General features: G+C 65.8%; 14 protein-coding genes. 4 read left to right on the top strand and 10 right to left on the bottom strand.

Going from position 1 to position 18,577, the window contains the following annotated elements:
• Positions 1-56: 56 nt before the first annotated feature.
• The 3 genes from ACFPZ3_RS31955 to ACFPZ3_RS31945 form a co-directional block, all read right to left on the bottom strand.
• The gene (locus ACFPZ3_RS31955; protein WP_379518003.1) at positions 57-1,145 is read right to left on the bottom strand and encodes an integrase core domain-containing protein; all 1,089 of its coding nucleotides are present in this window, start codon (positions 1,143-1,145) and stop codon (positions 57-59) included.
• Between the two features lie 1,121 nt (positions 1,146-2,266).
• On the bottom strand, positions 2,267-2,746 hold the full coding sequence (locus tag ACFPZ3_RS31950; RefSeq protein WP_379518002.1) for a hypothetical protein: 480 nt from the start codon (positions 2,744-2,746) through the stop codon (positions 2,267-2,269).
• Between the two features lie 19 nt (positions 2,747-2,765).
• The gene (locus tag ACFPZ3_RS31945) at positions 2,766-3,053 is read right to left on the bottom strand and encodes a hypothetical protein (RefSeq protein ID WP_379518001.1); all 288 of its coding nucleotides are present in this window, start codon (positions 3,051-3,053) and stop codon (positions 2,766-2,768) included.
• Positions 3,054-4,320: 1,267 nt separating this feature from the next.
• On the opposite strand from ACFPZ3_RS31945, the gene ACFPZ3_RS31940 reads away from it, so the two are divergent.
• On the top strand, positions 4,321-5,847 hold the full coding sequence (locus ACFPZ3_RS31940; protein ID WP_379518000.1) for a hypothetical protein: 1,527 nt from the start codon (positions 4,321-4,323) through the stop codon (positions 5,845-5,847).
• 86 nt (positions 5,848-5,933) lie between these two features.
• Here ACFPZ3_RS31940 and ACFPZ3_RS31935 read toward each other — a convergent pair whose 3' ends face one another.
• The 6 genes from ACFPZ3_RS31935 to fxsT form a co-directional block, all read right to left on the bottom strand.
• Positions 5,934-7,175 (bottom strand): exonuclease domain-containing protein, encoded by a 1,242-nt coding sequence (locus tag ACFPZ3_RS31935; RefSeq protein ID WP_379517999.1) that lies wholly within the window; start codon positions 7,173-7,175, stop codon positions 5,934-5,936.
• On the bottom strand, positions 7,172-8,293 hold the full coding sequence (locus ACFPZ3_RS31930; protein WP_379517998.1) for an integrase core domain-containing protein: 1,122 nt from the start codon (positions 8,291-8,293) through the stop codon (positions 7,172-7,174). The genes ACFPZ3_RS31935 and ACFPZ3_RS31930 overlap by 4 nt, the downstream gene beginning before the upstream one ends.
• A 216-nt stretch (positions 8,294-8,509) precedes the next feature.
• The gene (locus ACFPZ3_RS31925; RefSeq protein ID WP_379517997.1) at positions 8,510-8,932 is read right to left on the bottom strand and encodes a hypothetical protein; all 423 of its coding nucleotides are present in this window, start codon (positions 8,930-8,932) and stop codon (positions 8,510-8,512) included.
• Complete coding sequence (locus tag ACFPZ3_RS31920; RefSeq protein WP_379517996.1) at positions 8,905-9,420, bottom strand: hypothetical protein; 516 nt, start codon at positions 9,418-9,420, stop codon at positions 8,905-8,907. Before ACFPZ3_RS31920 ends, ACFPZ3_RS31925 begins: the two co-directional genes overlap by 28 nt.
• Positions 9,421-9,453: 33 nt before the next feature.
• A complete protein-coding gene (locus ACFPZ3_RS31915; protein ID WP_379517995.1) occupies positions 9,454-9,783 on the bottom strand; it encodes a hypothetical protein in 330 nt (109 codons plus the stop codon).
• 111 nt (positions 9,784-9,894) lie between these two features.
• Entirely contained in the window at positions 9,895-13,119 is a 3,225-nt protein-coding gene (gene fxsT / locus ACFPZ3_RS31910) for an FxSxx-COOH system tetratricopeptide repeat protein (RefSeq protein ID WP_379517994.1), read from the bottom strand.
• Positions 13,120-13,690: 571 nt separating this feature from the next.
• Here fxsT and ACFPZ3_RS31905 point away from each other — a divergent pair.
• Positions 13,691-14,710, top strand: a complete 1,020-nt coding sequence (locus tag ACFPZ3_RS31905) for a helix-turn-helix domain-containing protein (protein ID WP_379517993.1) — start codon at positions 13,691-13,693, stop codon at positions 14,708-14,710.
• An 80-nt stretch (positions 14,711-14,790) separates the two neighbouring features.
• On the opposite strand, the gene ACFPZ3_RS31900 is transcribed toward ACFPZ3_RS31905, so the two are convergent.
• A complete protein-coding gene (locus tag ACFPZ3_RS31900) occupies positions 14,791-15,009 on the bottom strand; it encodes a DUF397 domain-containing protein (RefSeq protein WP_379517992.1) in 219 nt (72 codons plus the stop codon).
• Positions 15,010-15,181: 172 nt separating this feature from the next.
• On the opposite strand from ACFPZ3_RS31900, the gene ACFPZ3_RS31895 reads away from it, so the two are divergent.
• Positions 15,182-16,228 carry an AfsR/SARP family transcriptional regulator gene (locus tag ACFPZ3_RS31895; RefSeq protein WP_379517991.1) on the top strand — a complete coding sequence of 349 codons (1,047 nt, stop codon included), beginning with the start codon at positions 15,182-15,184 and terminating at the stop codon, positions 16,226-16,228.
• A complete protein-coding gene (locus tag ACFPZ3_RS31890; RefSeq protein WP_379517990.1) occupies positions 16,225-18,567 on the top strand; it encodes a hypothetical protein in 2,343 nt (780 codons plus the stop codon). The genes ACFPZ3_RS31895 and ACFPZ3_RS31890 overlap by 4 nt, the downstream gene beginning before the upstream one ends.
• Positions 18,568-18,577: the final 10 nt, after the last annotated feature.

Genomic DNA, 18,577 nt, shown 5'->3' with positions numbered 1-18,577 from the left:
AGGACGCCGCCGAGCCTGTGCCGCTCGAATATTGAGTTACGTGGCCTGAGCTGCGGTTAAGCGGCGTGGTGGTATTCGCTGATCATGCCTGCAACGACGGGTTTTCGGCGGACGGTTCGCTGGCCGTTGAGTTTGGTCACGTCGCGGGTGGGCTGCGTTGCGATGTCCGGGGGACGTTGGTGCCGGGACTGGTGTGGCCGGTGCCCGTTGTAGTGGATCAGGTACTCCTGGAGCACGTGTGCCAGGTGGTGTTCATTGAGGATCAGGATCCGGTCGAGGAGTTCGCGGCGCAGGGTGCCGATGACTCGCTCGCAGATGGCGTTCATCCGAGGAGTCCGCGGCGGCGTGGTGATGATCCGCAGCCCTTCAGCTGTGAAGACCGCGCTGAAGGCGGAGGTGAAGAGCGGATCGCGATCGTGGATCAAGAACCGCAGCCCAGCGATGCGGTTGCCCAGGTCCATGACCAGGTTGCGGGCCTGCTGTACCGTCCATGCTCCGGTTGGGTGCGCGCTCACTCCGGCCAGGTGTAGTCGCCGGGTGCCGTGCTCGATGAAGACCAGCACATACAGCCGTTTGAGTAGCACGGTCTCGACCACCAGGAAATCGCAGGCGATGATCGCGTGGGCTTGAGCGGTCAGGAACTGCCTCCAGGTCGGCCCGGCCCGGCGGGGCGCCGGATCGATGCCGGCGGCGTGCAGGATCTCCCACACCGTGGAGGCCGCTGTCGAGTAGCCCAGGCGCGCCAGCTCACCCTGGATTCTCCGGTGTCTCCAGGTCGGGTTCTGCTGCGCCATCCGCACGATCAGTGCCTTGACCGGCCGGCGAGTGCAAGGCCGTCCCGGGTGTCGTCTGTCGGTGAAGGTCCACTTACGCCTCACCAGGGTGCGATGCCAACGCAATATCGTCGCCGGGGTGACCGGGAACACCTCCGCCCATCGGCAGCGGCGGATCAGCCGGGACAACGCCGCGAGCCAGAGCCGGTCGACATGACCCCACTGCGGTCGACTGCCGAGTTGGCGGCGGAGCACGTGGTTCTCCTGACGGAGCACCAGCAGCTCGACATCCTTGGACAGATCAGAGCGGATCAGCGCGGTCAGCAGGCCGAACAAGCCCCTCACTAACCGGTAGACAAGCGACAACAACACCTCAAGATGGTCGCAGCCACTGCCCTGATCATGCAGCAATACCCCAGCTCACAGCACGAAACCGTATTTTCGAGCGGGACAGGCTGCGTCTCTGCCTGATCACGGTAGAGGACGATGCTCCGCTCGATCGCCGCCAGGGCTTCGCGGCGTCGCAACTGCCCGGCTAGCTGCCTGAACTGAATCGTCAACCACTCAGCCAGTTCGAGCAGGAGGAACGTCGCGGCAGATCCCCGGCGCTCTCCAGGAGCTCCTCGGGCAGCAATTGGCTGCCCTCGTCCGAGTGAGTCTCGAGTGAGGTCAGGCTGCGGGCGCGATGGAGTGCGACGTGGGTGGGGACCGCCACTACGGTGCCTATTCCCAGGACGAATACCCACCCCGTTCCGCTCAGGGCCGCGACCATCGTCGCCGCTCCGAGCAGACAAGCGCTTCCGGCGGCTACAGGGGACCACCGGCGCCTCCCGGTCATCCTTTGATGGTGGCAGAGTCACCGAGCCCTGACAATGAGGCAGTTTGTGCCTGATCAGGGACGGAGACAGGCGGCGGTCAGACGCTGCACCAGCCGCATCAGGCGTGCTTCTGCTGCCAACGCGGACGGCAGGTCGCGACTGCACAATATCGCTTGAGCGCCCGCTTCAGAGATGATCTTCGCCTATTAAAGACTTGCAGGCGAGACTGTCGGACGGGGTTTCGGCACTCGCACCCTCACCGACCGGTAGACAAGCGACAACAACACCTTGCGAATGCTCCCAGCCGCTGCCCTGACCATGCAGCAAAACCCCAGTTCAGGGCACGAAACCGTATTCTCGAGCGAGACACCCGCAGCGTGATGAGGTAGAGCAGGCGGACAAGCACAAGACGCGATCTTGCTTGCAGGGACGGTCCCGTCAAACCACAGGTCAGAGCTATCGTGTCTGGGTTGTGACGCAGCACAGGCTCCGGCCTGGGCGTGCACCGCTGGGTGCCGAAAGCACGATAGCGCTGCACTGGGTCCGCCGTCTGCGCATCCGCTAGGAGATCCGCGACGACATCCACGAAGCGTTCATGACTCTCGCCGCCGCGATCATCTGCTGGCGACGCCTCGTCCGAAGGTCCTTTGTCAGGACCTCTAAGTGCCTTCGACCTCAAGCCGTCAGCAGGTCAAGCTCTGCCGTTGCCGCCTCAACCCCTGCTAACTTGGCTCGGATTCGGCGCTCCTGCTCACCCACGCGGTTTACGCTCTGGATCACTTTGTTGAGCGCGCTCTCAAGCGCCTGCTGCAAGCCACCGGAGTCGATGGTCTCGCGTGTCCAGGTGTCGAGGAGCTTGTCACCGTCCGCAAGGGCGATCACTGCTTCCCGGTTAGCGAACCTGCGCTGTACGAACGCGTCCATCTCGTCCAGCGACGAGAAATCGGCATTTTCTACCAACTCGGCGCAGTCTGGATCGACGCACACATATGCCCACGCGCTTCGCTCTTCGGTGGCAGCCGCCACTTGCGTAAAGAGGACGAGATGTCCACTGAGGCGGAAGGTTCCCGTTAGGGGGACCTCGTACTCGTGCCACACGTCTAGGTCGGAGGCTTCGGGTCGGGGACGCCAAGGAGGATGCCCACGCTTGATCATGGAGTCTAGATTCACCGCCCTACCTCCTCTCATCCCTCTGCCTATTGAAGCATTGGATGAAGCGTTCCGTCACGTCGAGATCCCACGGGATGTCCTGTCTCTGCACAGGGTCGTCTGCAGGCCAGATCACCGAGACGTGACTCAGCTTACCGTCGCAAGCTGCGGAAATGCGGCCTGGGGTATGCAGGATCGCGAAGTCGGCCTTCCTTAGGTCTCGCGCCGTTGTATATCGTACGCTGGCCCGCTCGATATCTCTGGGAAATACCGCCTTGAGCACGTAGCGGGCAGCCTGCTCGATCGTGAGCATGCCGGTTAATAAAGATATCTCCCGCTCTCGATCGTATCGCGGCTCATTCAGGTATTTGTCCGCTTTGCGTGCAAATTGGGTGAGCACTGTTTCGTCGCCTATGCACAGCCATGGTGTCTTGGTCGCGCGACAGGCGCGACTTCGCACATAGGACGAATCAGGCTCCGACATAGCTGCCGAGCCTATATAGGTACGTGCCAATTGTCACGTAGGGTTCAAATGTTTCGACGCGCCGCTTATTGTTGACGCCCTCTTAGGGTGATAGCGGACGTCCAAATAGGTAGTTCCTGTAGCGGGATAGTCCGAGGGGGTGTGTCATTGGCTGATCGCCAGTAGGGGTGACCTGCCCGGATCGCCGCAGCGAGCCTTGCACGAGCAGAGTGTCGGTGCTGGCGAGGCGAACGGGCATCCGTGCATGGCCGGCCTTCGCCGTGTCCCCGCATCGGTGGGTCCCTCGTGGCGGGCCGGCGAAGCGAAGGGTCTCGACACTGTCCTGCGAAGGACACAGTCTTCCCTCAACGGCGGCAGGAATCTCGACGTCGAGAAATCATCGTGCGGTGTGCGTTGTGTGGTGTCAGAACGCGTGCATACGCACTTGTCGGTCGACTCGCACTTGTAGGGCTTCATCGCGGGAGGGGCAAAGTGGTGTGCCGGAAGCCGATGTGTCGGAACGCAACATAAGAAATCGAGTGCAGCGTGCTGCTGACCTGCTAGGTGGCAGGCATGGCCTGGTCAGTGGCGTTACCAGATATCGGATCCATCTCAATCGCGTGGGAGAGATAGGAAGCTGGACATACGGGACATAAGCCCCGAAGGGTGTCAGAATTAGGACAAAGGCGCTGACCTGCGCATTCATGATGGCACCGTGTTCGCAGTGTGCCTGCCGAAACTCAGTGCGGACCAGTACTGTCAGCAAGCCGAACAAGCACCGCACCAACCGGTAGGCAACGACAACAACACCTCGCGATGGTCGCAGCCGCCACTCTGATCATGCAGCAAAACACCAGCTCACAGCACGAAAACCGTGTTTCCGAGCGGGACAGCGTACACCATTGCCAAGATCACGAACGTGATCCCAGGTGACCCAGACCAGCCATTCGTCGCCCCAGAACCCCTCCTTCCACCGGCCGAAGGGCTCTGCACTCGAAGTACGCGAGTTCTTGGGCCTCACACCCGCTCCCAGGCCAACCGAATGGCTCTCACTGGAACCGGCTGGCAACCCCATACCCGGTGCCGGAAGCGATCCGACCGTGCCAGAGTGATCCACATGATCCCCGCACACGTCCCTGACGAGCCGCCGCTCACCTACGCCGACAGCTTCGACGTGCCGGTCCTTTTCCGTAACGGGCCTGCGAGGAAGCCCAGGAGGCAGTGGCGGACGGCCGTGCTCAAGCCGTGGGCGGGGTCGGGCGGGTTCCCGGCGGCCGACGGCTGGTACGTCTCGACCACCACCTGGCGGGAGATCATCAAGGCCGCCATTGAGGTCGGCCGCGACGTCACCCCGCACTTGCGGAATCAGCCGCGGTATGCGCACGGGGAGCTCGTCGCCCGGGTTGCGCCGCTGTACGCCTATCTCGGCATGCACCCCTTCATGTCTCCGTTCCTCGTACCAGGCATCAAGGGCCGGCGCCTGACCCTGAACCCGGTGTACGCGTACGGCACCGAGCGCAGCGCGAAGAACGCAGCCGGCTACCGGCTGGGTATGACGATGGCCGAGTGGGCCTGCCGCGCACTGCTGGGCCTCGGTCAGACCGAGCACCTCGAACTGGGTGGCCCGATCTCCGCCCTGCGCAACACGTTCAAGGATCCGAAAGAGAAGCTGCCCGACCTGTGGGGGCAGCACCAGGCAGAAAATCTGTACTGGCTGATCGAGGCCAAGGGGGGCGACGTGGGTCTCGGCACACTCCGCAAGGGGTGGGAGCAACTGGCCGCCGGCAGCAAGATTCTCGGCTCGTACTCCCACCGCACCGTCCTGGTCGGAGCGTGTGTGCGGCCCGGTGACGACCTCTTCCTCACCATCGACCACGGCCTGCACTTCGGACAGCCGCCGCTCACCGCAGCCGGATTCGACATCGACGACGAGTCAGCGGGCGGCCCGGGCAATCTCGAAGACCGTCTCGGCGACAGCGACGACGCGCTCATCGGTGCGGCCCGCGCCCAGATGCTCGCCTACCTGGCGCTGCGCTCCGCTCCTGCCTCGCAGCTCCGCACCGTGCTCGTTTCCGCCGACCGCGCGTCCCGTCGTCGGCGCTCCGGGCTTACCACGCCCCTGGAAGGCGACGACTTCACCCGCGCCATGAGGGCCGAAGCCCGCGGAGTAGCGCCCTACACCGAGCGGCACACGCTGCGCGCCAGGGTCCGTTCCTGGGGCCTTGACGACTTCCTCACCTGCCGGATCCCCGGAACCGAGGTTCACCTCGGCATGTCCCGGAAGCTGTACGCCGCCTGCGAGCGCCTCCACGAGGAAGACCTGGCCATCGCTCAGCGCACCTTGGGGCTGCGCGCCGAGGACCTGCGGGCCGATGACCAGGAACTCAGCGACGACGCTCAGGAAGAACAGCGACTCATCCAGCGGCGGATCTTCCGCGAGCAGCAGGAGGAAGCCCGCCCCCGGCTGCGCCCTCGGCTCCGCGACGCCTTCGAGCGGGGAGCGACAAGCGACTGGAGTGATCTGCTGCGCCGTCCTCAGGAGCCAGAACTCGACCTGGAAGGCGACGAGGGGCTTCTCGAAGCGGCGACGCCGGAGACGTACCTGGCCGTCAGCCGCTACGGTCTGCCTCCAGCACGCGCCTAGCTATCAGGGGCCCATTCGATCAGGTGACCTCAGGTATCCGGGCTACAGGGGAAGCTCATCCGACGTGGATGACATGGCTACGTGTGCTACAGGCCTTGATGAGCGGCTGAGGAACTCATGCGTGTGAAGGCGTCCGGCGTGACGATGGGGATGCCATAGGCGCGAGCCTTACGTGCCTTTCCCGACATCGAGTCAGGGTCGGCGGCGACCAGCAACCGGACGCGTTTGGTGATACCGATGTGGGGGACATAGCCAAGCTGGCGCGCCTGCTCCTCCCATATTTCTCGCCCGCCCGCCATTTCTCCGGTGAAGACGACGAGATCACCAGGCTGGAGACGGAAGCCGCCGGCGGCGGAGAGATGGTGGGGTACGTGGCTCGATGCCAGCGCGGCTTCGACCGCTGCCGATGGGAGATCGAGCAGGGCGGCGACGAGGTCGAGCTCGTGGCGTTCGGTGGGTGTGACGATGCCATCGGCCTTGGCGGCTTGGGCCAGCGCGTTCAAGTACTCGTGGTGCAGGCGGATGGCTTCTGTACGGCTGAGATCCAGCTGGGCGGCCAAGGCGGTCAATGCGTCGGCTTCGGTGGCCGAGATGTGGTGGTCGAGCAGAACTTGGTCGAGCAGCGCGAAGTAGGGGTCGGCGCGGACGGTGTCGGAGGCGCGCGGTAGCCGGTCCAGGATCCGGGCGAGGAAATGGGTGTCGCGTTCGGCGGACACGCCTCGCCGGACGGGGGTGGAGCCGGTGCGTGGAATGGCTGGCCAGGGGAGTGCGGTGGCGTTGCGAAGGAGGTGGGTCCATGGTGAGTCGGGGCGGGCGAGGCTGAGGTAGTGGCGTAACAGCGCGGCAGTGGCTCGGGCGTCGATGAGCGCGTCGTGGTGACCGTCGAGCGAGATGTCAGCGACGGCGCAACAGCCGGCGAGGGTGCGGGGGGCGGCAGGCAGGAAGCGGACAGCCTCGGTCATCGTGCAGATGCCGATAGCGTCGAGATTGGGGATCGGGGCCCCGGTCCGGCCGAATTCGTACTGCAGGAACCCAAGGTCGAAGCGGAGGTTGTGGGCCACGGGGACGCGGCCCTGCAGCAGGCCGGTGAGTGTGCCCGCGATGTCCTTGAAGGCGGGCGCGTGTCGGACGTCGGCGGCGGTGATGCCGTGGATGTGTTGTGGTCCCAGGTCGCGTTCAGGGTTGACCAGGGTGCTCCATTCGGCGGTGACGTGTCCGATCGGGTCGAGCAGGACGACGGCGACCTCGATGATCCGGTCGTGCCACGACGGACGCAGGCCGGTGGTTTCCACGTCGATGACGGCGTATCCCAGTTGGGTGCTGTTCATCTCCTTGCCTGCGGGTGCCGATTAATCATCCGGCCAGGTCCAGCCGCATGCCGATACTCCTTCAGGATGCCTCCAAGCCGATCACGTCGATGGATGTCGAGCGCCGTGATCTGGGCTGGTGCGGCGTTGGGAATGGGAAGCGGTCGGAGCGGAGCTGCCTGGCGGAGAGCCCGATGCGGCCGGTGTTCGTTGTAGAAGGTTTCGAACTCGCGCAGAGCGTGCAGAAGGTGGTGCTGGTTCCAGATCAACGTCCGGTCCAGCAGTTCGCGTCGGCAGGTCTGGATCCAGCGCTCCATGATGGAGTTCATTCGCGGTAGCCGGACACCGCTCTTGACGATGCGTATTCCGGCATCGGCCAGCACCGCGTCGAAGGCCGCGGCGAACTTGGCGTCCCGGTCACGGATGAGGAACTTGGCCGAGCTACCCACATCTTGCAGGTCCATGGCGAGGTTGCGGCCGAGTTGGGTGACCCACTGGCCGGTGGGGTGGGCGGTGACGCCGAGGACGCGGATGCGGCGGGTGGCGTGCTCGATGACCGCCAGAACGTACAGGCGGGCGCCGGTGAGGGTGCGGACTTCGAAGAAGTCGCACGCCAGCAAGGCATTTGCCTGGCTGCGCAGGAAGGTGGCCCAGGTTGTGGCGGTCCGTTCGGGAGCCGGGTCGATGCCGTGTGCTTTGAGGATCTCCCACACGGTGGAGGCAGCGACCTTGATGCTGAGCGCGGCCAGCTCACCGTGAATGCGCCGGTAGCCCCACGAGGCGTTCTCCCGTGCCAGTCGCAACACCAGCAACTGTATGGGCCGGATGGTACGCGGACGTCCGCGCCCGCGAGGTGCGCTGGCTGCGGCGTGACGGCGCCGCAGCAGATCGCGGTGCCAGCGCAGGACGGTGTCCGGGCGGACCAGCAACACAAGGTGCCGGAGTCTCTCCGTGGGCAGGCGGTGAAGCAGCCCAGCGAGGAGGTACCGATCAGTCGGCGTGAAAGCGGGCTTGGTCACCTGCCGCTGCAGCACCATCAACTGGTGCCGTAACACCAGGATTTCGATCTCTTTGTCCCGGTCGGTTCGGGGGAGCAGCCCCAGGAACGAGAAGGTGGTCGTCACCGTGAGGTAGGCCAAGCGCAATAGCACGATCGACCATCATGCCGTGCGGGGCGCGCGCGACGGGAGCGGGGGAGAACGCATCACCTCCATGACCTGCACGGATGAATACTCGGCACCCGCAGCCCACGGCGCGGCTTCCGGCGTCCTACTAACCCACGGCCTCCAGCGGACCATAGAGGAACGACGTCGGCGGGCAACCACCCCGATTTTCAGCCCGGAACGGGCCTCCCGTCAGGGAGATCGGTTACTAACCCCGAGGCCGAGTACTTCACCTCGGATGCGCCGGTGCCCCCATCGTGGGTTCTGCCGGGCCAGCCGGAGCACCAGATCCCGTAGTTCGTCCGGGACCGGCGGGCGCCCGACTGTGCTCGGGTAACTCCAGTGCTGGGTGACCAGCCGGCGATGCCGGGCCAGCAAGGTGCCCGGCGTCACGATCCGATGGAGCCGAAGCCGCTTGGGCAACAGCCGTGCCAGCGCCGTCAGCAGCGCCCGGTCGGCCCAGTCCGGTCGCGGCCGGGCGACCTGACGATGCAGGACGGCGACCTCGTGCCGCAGCACCAAAATCTCCACATCCTTGGAGGCATCGCTTCGCACGAGGAGGCTCAACCAGCCGAACAACCGGACCATCAGCAGGTACAGGAGGCGTAGAAACACGAACGCTGAGCATAGAAGACCAGGTCAGATGCCGTGGACGAGTTATGGCACCGCACAGGCGTCTTCAGCACCGTAATGCCGATGGCGGCGAAGATCTCATTGAAGACGGTGGTGAATTTGGCGTCTCGGTCGCGGATGAGGAAGCGGAACGAGCCTGCTCGCTCGCCGAGGTCGATCAGGAGATTGCGGGCCTGCTGAGCGGTCCATGCGCCGGTCGGATGGCAAGTGACGCCCAGGACGTATACGTGTCGCGTGTGGACCTCCATCACGAACAACACGTACAGGCGCTTCAGAAAGATCGTGTCAACGTGGAAGAAGTCGCAGGCCAGGGGGCCTTTGGCTGTGAACGTAAGAAGGTCCGCCAGGAGGTGTCGAGATGTCGGGGCGCCGGTCCGAAGCGGCTCGAGCGCAGGATGCGCCGCACGGTCGCCGCGCTGACCTGGAAGCCGAGTCGCACCACCTCGAGGTGCACCCGTCGATTGCCCCACCCGGGATTCTCCCTCGCCAAGCGGAGGATCAGGTCACGAATCTCCTGGCTCGTTCCTGGACGCTCGGGCCGATGTGGGTAGGTAGGTCCAGGCCCGGCGCAACAGACGACGATGCCACGTCAGTAACGTCGCCGGGGTAACCAGCCGATGGGCGCGCAGCGCCGCCGGCAACCACCGGGCCAGCGCCGCAAGAAAAGCCCGATCAGCCCAACCCAGCTTCGGGCGTCCGACCTGACGCCGCAGCACCGCCACCTCGTGACGCAACACCATGATCTCCGCGTCCTTCGACGCCTGGCTACGGCCCAGCAACATCAACCAGCCGAACACTCGCAGCGTGATCAGATAGAGCAGGCGAACAAGCACAAGACGCGATCTTGTCTGCGAGAACGGAGCCCGTCAAGCCGCAGGCCAGCGCCATCGTGGCCACGTTTTGACGCGGCACACGACCATGCCTGCTGCCAATTCAGTGCGGTCTTAGCCTAGTTGACGCTGCAGATCCTGTGCGGATGCCAGCAGCTCGTCCGGAGCACGACAACCGTTCTCGTACGCCATTAAGACATCGGTCAGTTGGCGACTTGCCGCTGCAGAGTCGCCGAGGAGCAGATACGCGTAGGCCAAGTTCAGCCGAGCGCTCAGGGCGTCCTCGTTGTCGCTGCCGAGGTGCGAGGCCAGTGGGTCGACTAGGGCAGCCAGTTCGCGGGTGGCGCGGTTGACCTCGCCCTGGCGAAGAGCGACCGCCGCCGCCTGACTTAGGGTTCTCAAGGTGTCAGGGTGCCCCGTCCCCAGAACGTCGCTCTGCGCCTCAGCTAAAAGCCGCAGCTGATGCTCGGCGGCGGTGTCCTGCTCTTGCTCGAAGTACACGTCCGCCAGGTGCCGGCGCACCGAGAGCAGACTGGGATGGCCGGTGCCGTGAGAGGCGAGGACAGAGGTCAACAGGGACTGCAGCATGGCCTGCGCCTCGGCATGTCTGTCGAGCAGACGAAGCGTGTCGGCGTGGCCCAGGCGGGCGACGACTGTCTCAGGGTGAGTGGGACCAAGCGCCGCTGCCAATGCCTCGGCCGCTGCACGGAAATGTCCCTCGGCCTCGGCGGGCCTCCCCGTCGCGGAGAGCAACCCCGCGAGAGTGCCCTGGGCTCGATGGGAGGACGTGTGCCCTTGGGGGGCGATACGGGCCCACGTCGCATGGATGGCGCGCAGCTCTGTCTCAGCCTCGTCGAACCGACCGAGCTGTAGAAACGCGTTGCAGACGTTGTGTCGAGTGACCAGCGTGCTTGGATGGTCGTGGCCCAGCGTCCGTCTTTCCAGGCGGAGAGTCGCCTCGAACTCGTCGAGGGCCTGCTCGACTTCACCGAGTTCGAGCAGTAGGTCCGCCAGTTCGTGGCGGGAGGTTAGCGTATTGGGAGAAGCGTCGCCCAGCGCGTTCGCCATGTCGGGAACCAGTTGCTCGAACGAGTTGCGGGCCTCGGCGAGGTTTCCTCGGCCACGCAGCACTCTGGCGAGTTCGTGGCGCGCCGCGAGGGTGGTCGAATGCTCGGGGCCTAGGACGGCGATCAGATGCGGGACGAGTCTTGAGAACTCCGTGTGCGCGCCCTCGACATCCCCCCGGTCGAGGCGGAACCGGGCCAATTCGTGGCGAGCGGTCAACGTATTCGCGTGATCTGGACCGAGCGCCCGCGTCGCTGTGCGCAGAATGTCACCGAAGTCTGCCTCCGCTTCATCGAGACGATCCTGATCGCGTTTCAGCAGGGCGAAGTTGTGCCGTGTCGTCAGCACAGTCCTGGGGCCGTCATCGGGAGCGGTGTGGGCGTATGCAGTCAGGGCATGGCCAAACTGCTCCTCCGCCACTGACCACTGGCCTGACTGCTGCGCGTACACCGCCGCCCGATCTGCGAGGTCGCCTCGCATCCGGTGCTCCAGCGCGGCAGCGTGCGTCGTGTCTGCCGCGACGTGGACACAGTGCGGCAGCAGTAGCCGCCACAGAGGCCAGTTCGCCGGGACGACCGGGTCGAGCCCTTTCGCCACCATTGCAAGCAGGGCGGTCGACAGAGTCGCGTACACCGGTGCTGCCTCGATGGCGGGTGGCTGGGTACGGGTGATCTCCCTGACAAGCGGGTGGACGATCAGTGTCTCGGCCGTCGAACCGAGCCCCTCGAAGCGCCGACGGTGCAGCAGTCCGCACCCAAGCAGACCGCGTACCGCAGCTTCGAGCCCAGACGAGGACAAATTCTTGAAGTCGTTTGCGGCAGCGAGCACACTCCTGCGAAGCAGGGCGACCGGCAGTGGCTCAGGTGCGAAGAACGAAATCAGCCGGAACAGCGGCCGCGCGGCCACTGTGCCCCGCATCTCCAGCAGATCCAGCGACATCTCCCATGTACGGGCCAGCGGGCCGTGTGGATCGTGCGGCAGCGCTGTGACCGCCTCGGCGAACTCCGTGTCCAGCGACTCCCGATACGCAGCGAATGTCCGAGGCACCTCCGACTCGGGGAGCACCAGGTCACCGCTCGTCATCGCCAGATACTTGCCCACGAGCAGCAGAGCGAGAGGAAGGCCGCCCAATTGCCGCGCCAGGTGTACTGCATCGCCCTCGGAGCCGGCGTCGGGCGCCAGTTCACGGAGCATCTCGGCGCCTTCGGCCTCGGAGATCGGGGCAACGGCATGGATTGCCGCCGACGTCCACCAAGAGTCGGAGCGCTGGTCGCGGCTTGTCACTACCACCGTGTTCCCCGTGACCGGCTGCCTGATCCAGTCCCGCACCAGCGCCGGGTCGTCGGCGTTGTCGACGACCAGCAGCCATGGCGCAGTGGTCGACCTGTTTAGAGCGTCCCACAGCACATCTCGGGCTGCCTCGTGGTTGCGCCACACCTCACGCGCCTCGGCACGCTCCACCCCTGCTTGTACGGCGACCTCACGCAACGCCGCCACGAAGGCGGCCGGGGTCGCGGCATCGACCCACCACACTGTCCGCCGTACGGCGACTCGTCGGGCGAGCGCCAGCGCGACCGTGCTTTTGCCGGTGCCGCCCATCCCGCAAAGGACCAACCGCCCGCCGGCGTTCGCCACCCGCTCCTCCAACGCGGTCAGCAGCGCCTCCCGTCCGCGGATTCGGTGCTCGACCAAGTCCTCGGGCACTGCCAGCGACAGGTCGCCGATGGACGCGTCGCTGATACCCGGCAGCGGCGGAAGACTCAGATATCGCTCGGCCAGGAAGTAGAGTTCGGGCCTGGCCAGGAGATCTGTCAGAGCAACCGCATCGAAGATGTCCAGCTTGACCTGGTGGACATCCCGCGCCTCATCCTCCAGCGTATGTCGTGTGCTTACCGGCACCGGGGCCACTGTGAAGTACAGCACGTGTTGTACGGGACTGCCTTGGCCGCAGATCGAGGCCAAATCCCTTCTGATCTTGGCGGGGACGCGGTCCTTCTGGATCGTGCAGGCCATGACGACCTTCTCCGTCGAAGCTAGGCGCGCGAAAGCCGAGACCGGCGACGGAGCCGCGGCAAGGCTCGTCCAGAAACTCTCGGCGTCCCGACCCTGATCGCCCCCGCTGCTTACGGGGCCGGTCGCCGGCACCAAATTGCTCACGAGCACCAGACGGGCCACGTCCAGACAGAGCTGTTCGAACTCGTGGTGCGCATTGCGCTCCCCAAGAGTGTCCAGGGCGAACCGGATCAACAGACTGAACTGCCTGGGAGTGTTCACCAGTCGGCTCCTCACCTCGGCTCCCACAGGAATCACCGACAGTGTGCCGCACCCCGCTGACATTGGTGCTGATCGGCCGAGGTGCAAACCTGATCATCCCGCCACCATCGATCCGAAACAAGCTTCCCCTCGGGCTGATCAGGCGGCTGAGGCATGCGCGTCGCGCGAAAAATACCAGGTCACGGGCTGATCGCTGCCCTTCCAGCGCACAGTGATCGACCGAAACCACCGGTCCGGCACGGCACACACCGACAGCACACACAAAGGCGGCGGCGGCCGCGCACTCGTCAACCCGACCGACGCAGCCGCCGCTCTGATCGCGCAGCAAAACCCCAGCTCACAGCATGACACCGTATTTCCGAGCGGGACACCCTGGCCGCGGAGTGGGCTGGCCGCGAGCCGGACGCTGGACCGACGTTCCTGTGCAATCGCAGGCGCTTACTGTCCCATCAGCCCCTTATGCCACAACTGCCGTCTTGTCGCCCTCAATCCACAAGAATCATGCTAGGTCGGCATAACTCAGTCACTTTCCACTCCGTGTGGTCTGACCTCGGGCCAGGTTGTCTGTACCGTGTTGACTCCGGACCTGAATCATCCACATACTTGCTACATCTTGATGAATCAATCTGAATCAGAGTGCATAGCTGGCTCTGACGACGGAGGCAAGTTCCCTGTGGTGATGGACGACGGTGTGGATCCGCAGATCAAACGGCTGGTGCTTGGAGCAGAGTTGAGACGGTTGCGCGACATGGCCGGCATTTCCGGGCGAGAGCTCGCGGATCTCATCGGGATCAGCCAGTCCAAGGTGTCCCGTATCGAGGCCGGGGCGGCGATGCCGTCGTCCGTCCAGGTGGCGAAGTGGGCGGTGGCGGTGAGCGCCCCCGAGGATGCGCGGCAGGTGCTCGACTCGCTCGTCCAGGCGGCGTTCACTGAGGTGCAGACCTGGCGTACGGCATTGCACACCCGGCCTCACCTGCAGCGGGACATCCAGAAGCTGGAGCAGAGCACCCGCCGGATCTTCACCTATCAGCCGGCGCTGGTGCCGGGCCTCCTGCAAACGGCGGAGTACGCCAAGCGGGTGCTGACCCTGTTCCAGCCCGGCCATCCGGAAGGCAAGATCGCGAACGTGCTGGCGGCCCGGCTGGATCGCCAGCTCATCCTGTACGACGAGAGCAAGGAGTTCGAGTTCCTGATCACCGAGGCGGCGCTTCGCTGGCGGCCCGGCCCGCCGCGACTGTTGCTCGCGCAACTGGACCGGATCGCGTCGCTGAGCACGCTGGAGAACGTCTCCGTCGGGCTCATCCCGCTGTCCGCTCAGGCCGTGGCCAGCATGACGCACGCATTCGTCATGTTCGAGACGGACGACCCGGAGACCGCTCACGATGGCGCCGCCCGCGAGGAGGGGGAGGACGAAGAGCGTGACACCGTCGTCACAGTCGAGACGGTGCACGCCAACCTCGTTGTCAAGGGTGACGAAAGCGTGGGCCTGTATCGCACGCGCTGGTCGCTGTTGCGACAGATGGCGGTTTTCGACGACGAGGCCAGGGTGTTCCTGTCCGAGGTTGCTGACACCATTCGTGCGGGCAGATGACCCATGCCGATCACCTGCCCGCACGGAGGGGTATGCCGGGGCCAACCGGCCCCGGCGTCCCCCGGCCTCGGCCGCTCAGATCAACCGGCCTCGGGCCAGTCGGCCGGTACGTCGAACTCGCCGGACTTCACGGCCCCGGTGAAGTCACGCCACTCGTCCCGGTCGAACAGCAGCACGGGCCCCTGCGGGTCCTTCGAGTCGCGCACGGCCACCAGGTGGATCATGGCGACCTCGACGCACGTGCCGCCTTCGCAGGGGCTGCGGAATCGCACCGACGCGTCCAGTTTGATTCGGTCCATTTCGAGACTTCCTTTCTTGGTGGTGGGTTTTTCTTGCTGATTTCACGATCGCGCGCTGCGGGGGGAAAGAACCCGGTCGTCGGCCGGGTGCCCGCTGGGTGCGTTCTGGGTGTGCATACGCTGCTCTCCGGAGTTCACGGAGATTTCACGGAGGAAATTCAGAGGGAGAGAGATGACGGGAGAAATAGCGGTTCCCGGCGGCGCGCGACCGGTGCTGCGTCTGTTCGGGCCCGTAGAGGTCAGCGAGCGAGAGAAGCGCTGGTCGCTGGGCCCGCCGCAGGAACGGCGCCTGCTCGTGGCATTGGTGTTGGCCGAAGGAGATACGGTCGGCCTCGCCAAGATTGAGGAGTGGGTCTGGGACGGCGTGGAAAGCGAAAGGGAACGTTCCGACGCCATCCACAAGCTCGCCAGCAATCTCCGGCGTAGTTTACGCAGGGCGGGAATCCAGGTGGATCTGCCCGGAACGGGAATGGCGTACCGCCTGATCATCGACGACGACCTGGTAGATGTCCGGCGATTTCGCGCGCACGTGAAAAGAGCCGCGCGCCTCATGGCGGAGGGCGAGGAACACCTGGCCTCCCAGGCGCTCGCCGACGCGCTTGGCTGGTGCCAAGGGGCCCCGTTCGCCTCCCTGCCCGGCCCACTGATTGGCGGGGTCAGGGCGCGCATCGCGAGAGAGGTCCAGGACGCGCGGCTGCTCCTGTCGGAGGCCGAGATCAGGCAGGGCCGTCACCGTCCACAGGTCGCCCCGCTGATCGGCCTGCTATCAGAGGACCCCGGCAACACCCAGGCCACGTGGTTGCTCATGCACGCGTATTACCGGGAGGGCCGCCTGGACCTCGTGCAGCAGGTGCAGGACCGGGCCAACGCGTACGCACGGGAGGAGACCGCCACCGACATCCAGGAGTTGCGGGAGCTCGGCCAGCGGATGTTCGACAAAGACCCTGTCCTGCTCAATCCGGAGTCGGTCGTCTTCCCGCGCGAAGTGCCGCCCCGGTACGCCTCCACTGTCACCCGCGTGGACCGCGTGGACGATCCGGAGGACGACCCGGTCTCACACGGGTCCGCCGCTGCGGAGGAGGAGGCGCCGCAGCCAGGAGAGGACCCGGCACAGCCCTCCGCCGCTCCCGCCGGTTCCGCCCGCGACACCGTCATCAACCTCGGCGAGCGCGTGAAGACCTACCACGCCGACACGATGTACTTCGGGAAGCAGCCATGACCACACATGAAGTGGAACTGGCGGCGCCCGAGCCGCCGGAGAGAGGCAAAGAGCTCGCACGCGCACCCATGCCGGAGGACCCGAAGGCGGAAGAGGCCGAGGGAAAGCCGGATGCCCCTCCGATACCGCCGCCGCTCGACGAGCCCGGTAGCGAGGAAGAGCAGCGAAAGGTCGACACCGAACGCGATCGACGCGCCCAGGGCCTGCGTTACTTCCTCGGCCCGGACTATTACGCGGGCACCGGCCGGGCCGCCCGCGATCGCACGACGTCATTCGCCGCGGGGGACGCCCACAGCTACCACGCGGACGACATGCACTTCACCCGCACGTACAACTACTACGTCGCCTCGGAATTCGACACCCCACCCCGGTTCGGTGGCCTGACGAGAGCCCATCTGAACCTGCGGCGGCAACTCCACGTCGACACCGGGTCCGACGAGCTTCTGCGCGCTCGGATCCGGATGGGCGCTGTCGTCCTGAGCGGCGACGATGGCAACGGCAGACGTGACAGCGCCCTCTGCGCTCTGGCGGGAATCGTTCCCGTCGCACGCCCGGCGGACGAGGCACACGACTTCCCCGTGGAGATCGCCGAAGTCGACACCATCGGAGCCCTCTTTCCCCGGCCTCCGGGCGACGGGCCGCCGGGCTGGCAGCTGAAGCCCGGCCGCGGCTACGTGTTGGACGCCTCCGGCCTGCGTGCCCGTATCAACCGGGCGCAGCTCGACGCACTGCGGGGAGCAACGGGCAATGAATCGTGGGTGATCGTGCTGGCCGCGCAGTTCGCCCTGGCCGAGGACCTTACGGGCCATCCCGACGTGGTCCCGCACAAGCGCCCGATCGTGATGGCGGTGCTGGAGAAACACCTGTGGGCGCGGCTGCAGCATGCCCGTCCCGAGGTTGTGCGGAACGCGCAGGGGCTGCTCGATTCCGCAGCCCTCGACGATGAGGTGGCCCGGCTCAGGTATCCGGCGGAGGCCGTCAGGCTGGCCGGGGACCTTGCGCTCCAACTCCTGGACAGCGCGACTGCGGAGGAGGTGCTCACCTGGCTGCCCGGCCGTCGCAGGGAGGAGTTGCGCGGGACGTTTCGCGGCGTCGATCCACGACACCAGGCTCTGCCGCTGGTCGCTGCCAGCGTGTTCCAGGGCCAGCCGGTGGGCAAAGTCGTCCGCGCCAACGAGCGGCTGCTGCGGCACGTCCCGGGCAAGCGCCTGCGGCAGGACCCGTTCGAGGACCCCCTGCCCGAGGCACTGGACGGGTTCGTCAAGGGATTCAAGGGGCTTGACGAACCGGAAGCGATGCGGGGCGACGATCCGCCGGTGGTCCTGCGGCCGGAGTCATTGGGTCGTGACGTGCTGACTGTGGTGTGGCGTGACATGCCCGGTCTGCGTCCCACTCTGCTCGGCTGGCTGGAGGCCATGGTCGAGGGCGACGACCCGGCCATGTGTATCCAGGCCGCGCAGGCGGTCGGCATGTTCGCTGTCCTCGACTTCGACCACGTCGCCGACACGACGCTCCGACGCTGGCGTGGCTCGGCGGAGAATCGGCACAAGCAGGCATTCCGCTGGGCCCTCGAAGCCGCCGCGGGCGCCGATGAGCGGACGGCGGAGCAGGTGCGGCGCCTGCTTCGCGCCGGTGCCGGTCGCTCCTTGCTGGCTCGCGGCACGCTGGTCGACGCGTACGGCACCCGCATCGGCGCCCTGTTCCCCGACGACGCCCTGCACGCTATCGACGTCCTGCTTCGCGACGCCGCCAGGAGGGCCGACACCGTGAAGGACTCCATCCTCTCCGTGGACAGCGTGCGCTTCCTCGTCGACTACCAGCAGATCCAGGTCTCGACCACGCTTGACCTGCACAGGATCGCGGCGATCGTCACCGAGATCTTCGCGAGCGGCGCCACCCTCCCCGTGCTGAAGAAGCTGCACGACTGGACCGGCGGGCCGTCGCAGAAGAAGGAGGAGGCCGAGACGTTCGTCAAGCGCATGGTGGCGGCCCGCGCGATGGCCCGCGTGGCGCGGCTGCCGGCCCCCGGCATGGCCCATCCGCGCCCGCCCGCGCTACTGGTCATGCTCGCCAACCGCGAAGTGACCGAGGAACGCCTCCAGCCGATCTGGCGGACCGCGCTCGCCGACAAGGACGTGGGCAAGCGCGCGTGGGACGTCCTGCGTCTGTGGGTGGAGGCTGCCGACGGCGACGAGGCGCTGATAGAGCCGGTCCGCGCCGTCATCGTACCGATGGCCACCGACCACGGCGGTCTGGACCTGCGGCGCTTTCACCATCAGATCCAGCAGTGGAAGAGGCGCCGTGGAGGCACCTCCTTCCGCGCCTTTCCCCTTATCTGAGCTTCTCGAT

The sequence above is a fragment of the Nonomuraea insulae genome (assembly GCF_042656245.1).
The sequence above is the reverse complement of the archived record's forward strand: the minus strand, read 5'-3'. Positions and strand labels throughout refer to the sequence as shown.

Excerpts from the sequence above, each read along its gene's own strand:
- ACFPZ3_RS31900 (WP_379517992.1), bottom strand. The coding sequence starts at position 15,009 with ATGGACCGAATCAAACTGGACGCGTCGGTGCGATTCCGCAGCCCCTGC.
- ACFPZ3_RS31935 (WP_379517999.1), bottom strand. The coding sequence starts at position 7,175 with ATGAACAGCACCCAACTGGGATACGCCGTCATCGACGTGGAAACCACC.
- ACFPZ3_RS31895 (WP_379517991.1), top strand. The coding sequence starts at position 15,182 with ATGACGGGAGAAATAGCGGTTCCCGGCGGCGCGCGACCGGTGCTGCGT.
- ACFPZ3_RS31940 (WP_379518000.1), top strand. The coding sequence starts at position 4,321 with ATGATCCCCGCACACGTCCCTGACGAGCCGCCGCTCACCTACGCCGAC.
- ACFPZ3_RS31890 (WP_379517990.1), top strand. The coding sequence starts at position 16,225 with ATGACCACACATGAAGTGGAACTGGCGGCGCCCGAGCCGCCGGAGAGA.
- ACFPZ3_RS31950 (WP_379518002.1), bottom strand. The coding sequence starts at position 2,746 with ATGATCAAGCGTGGGCATCCTCCTTGGCGTCCCCGACCCGAAGCCTCC.
- ACFPZ3_RS31945 (WP_379518001.1), bottom strand. The coding sequence starts at position 3,053 with ATGCTCACGATCGAGCAGGCTGCCCGCTACGTGCTCAAGGCGGTATTT.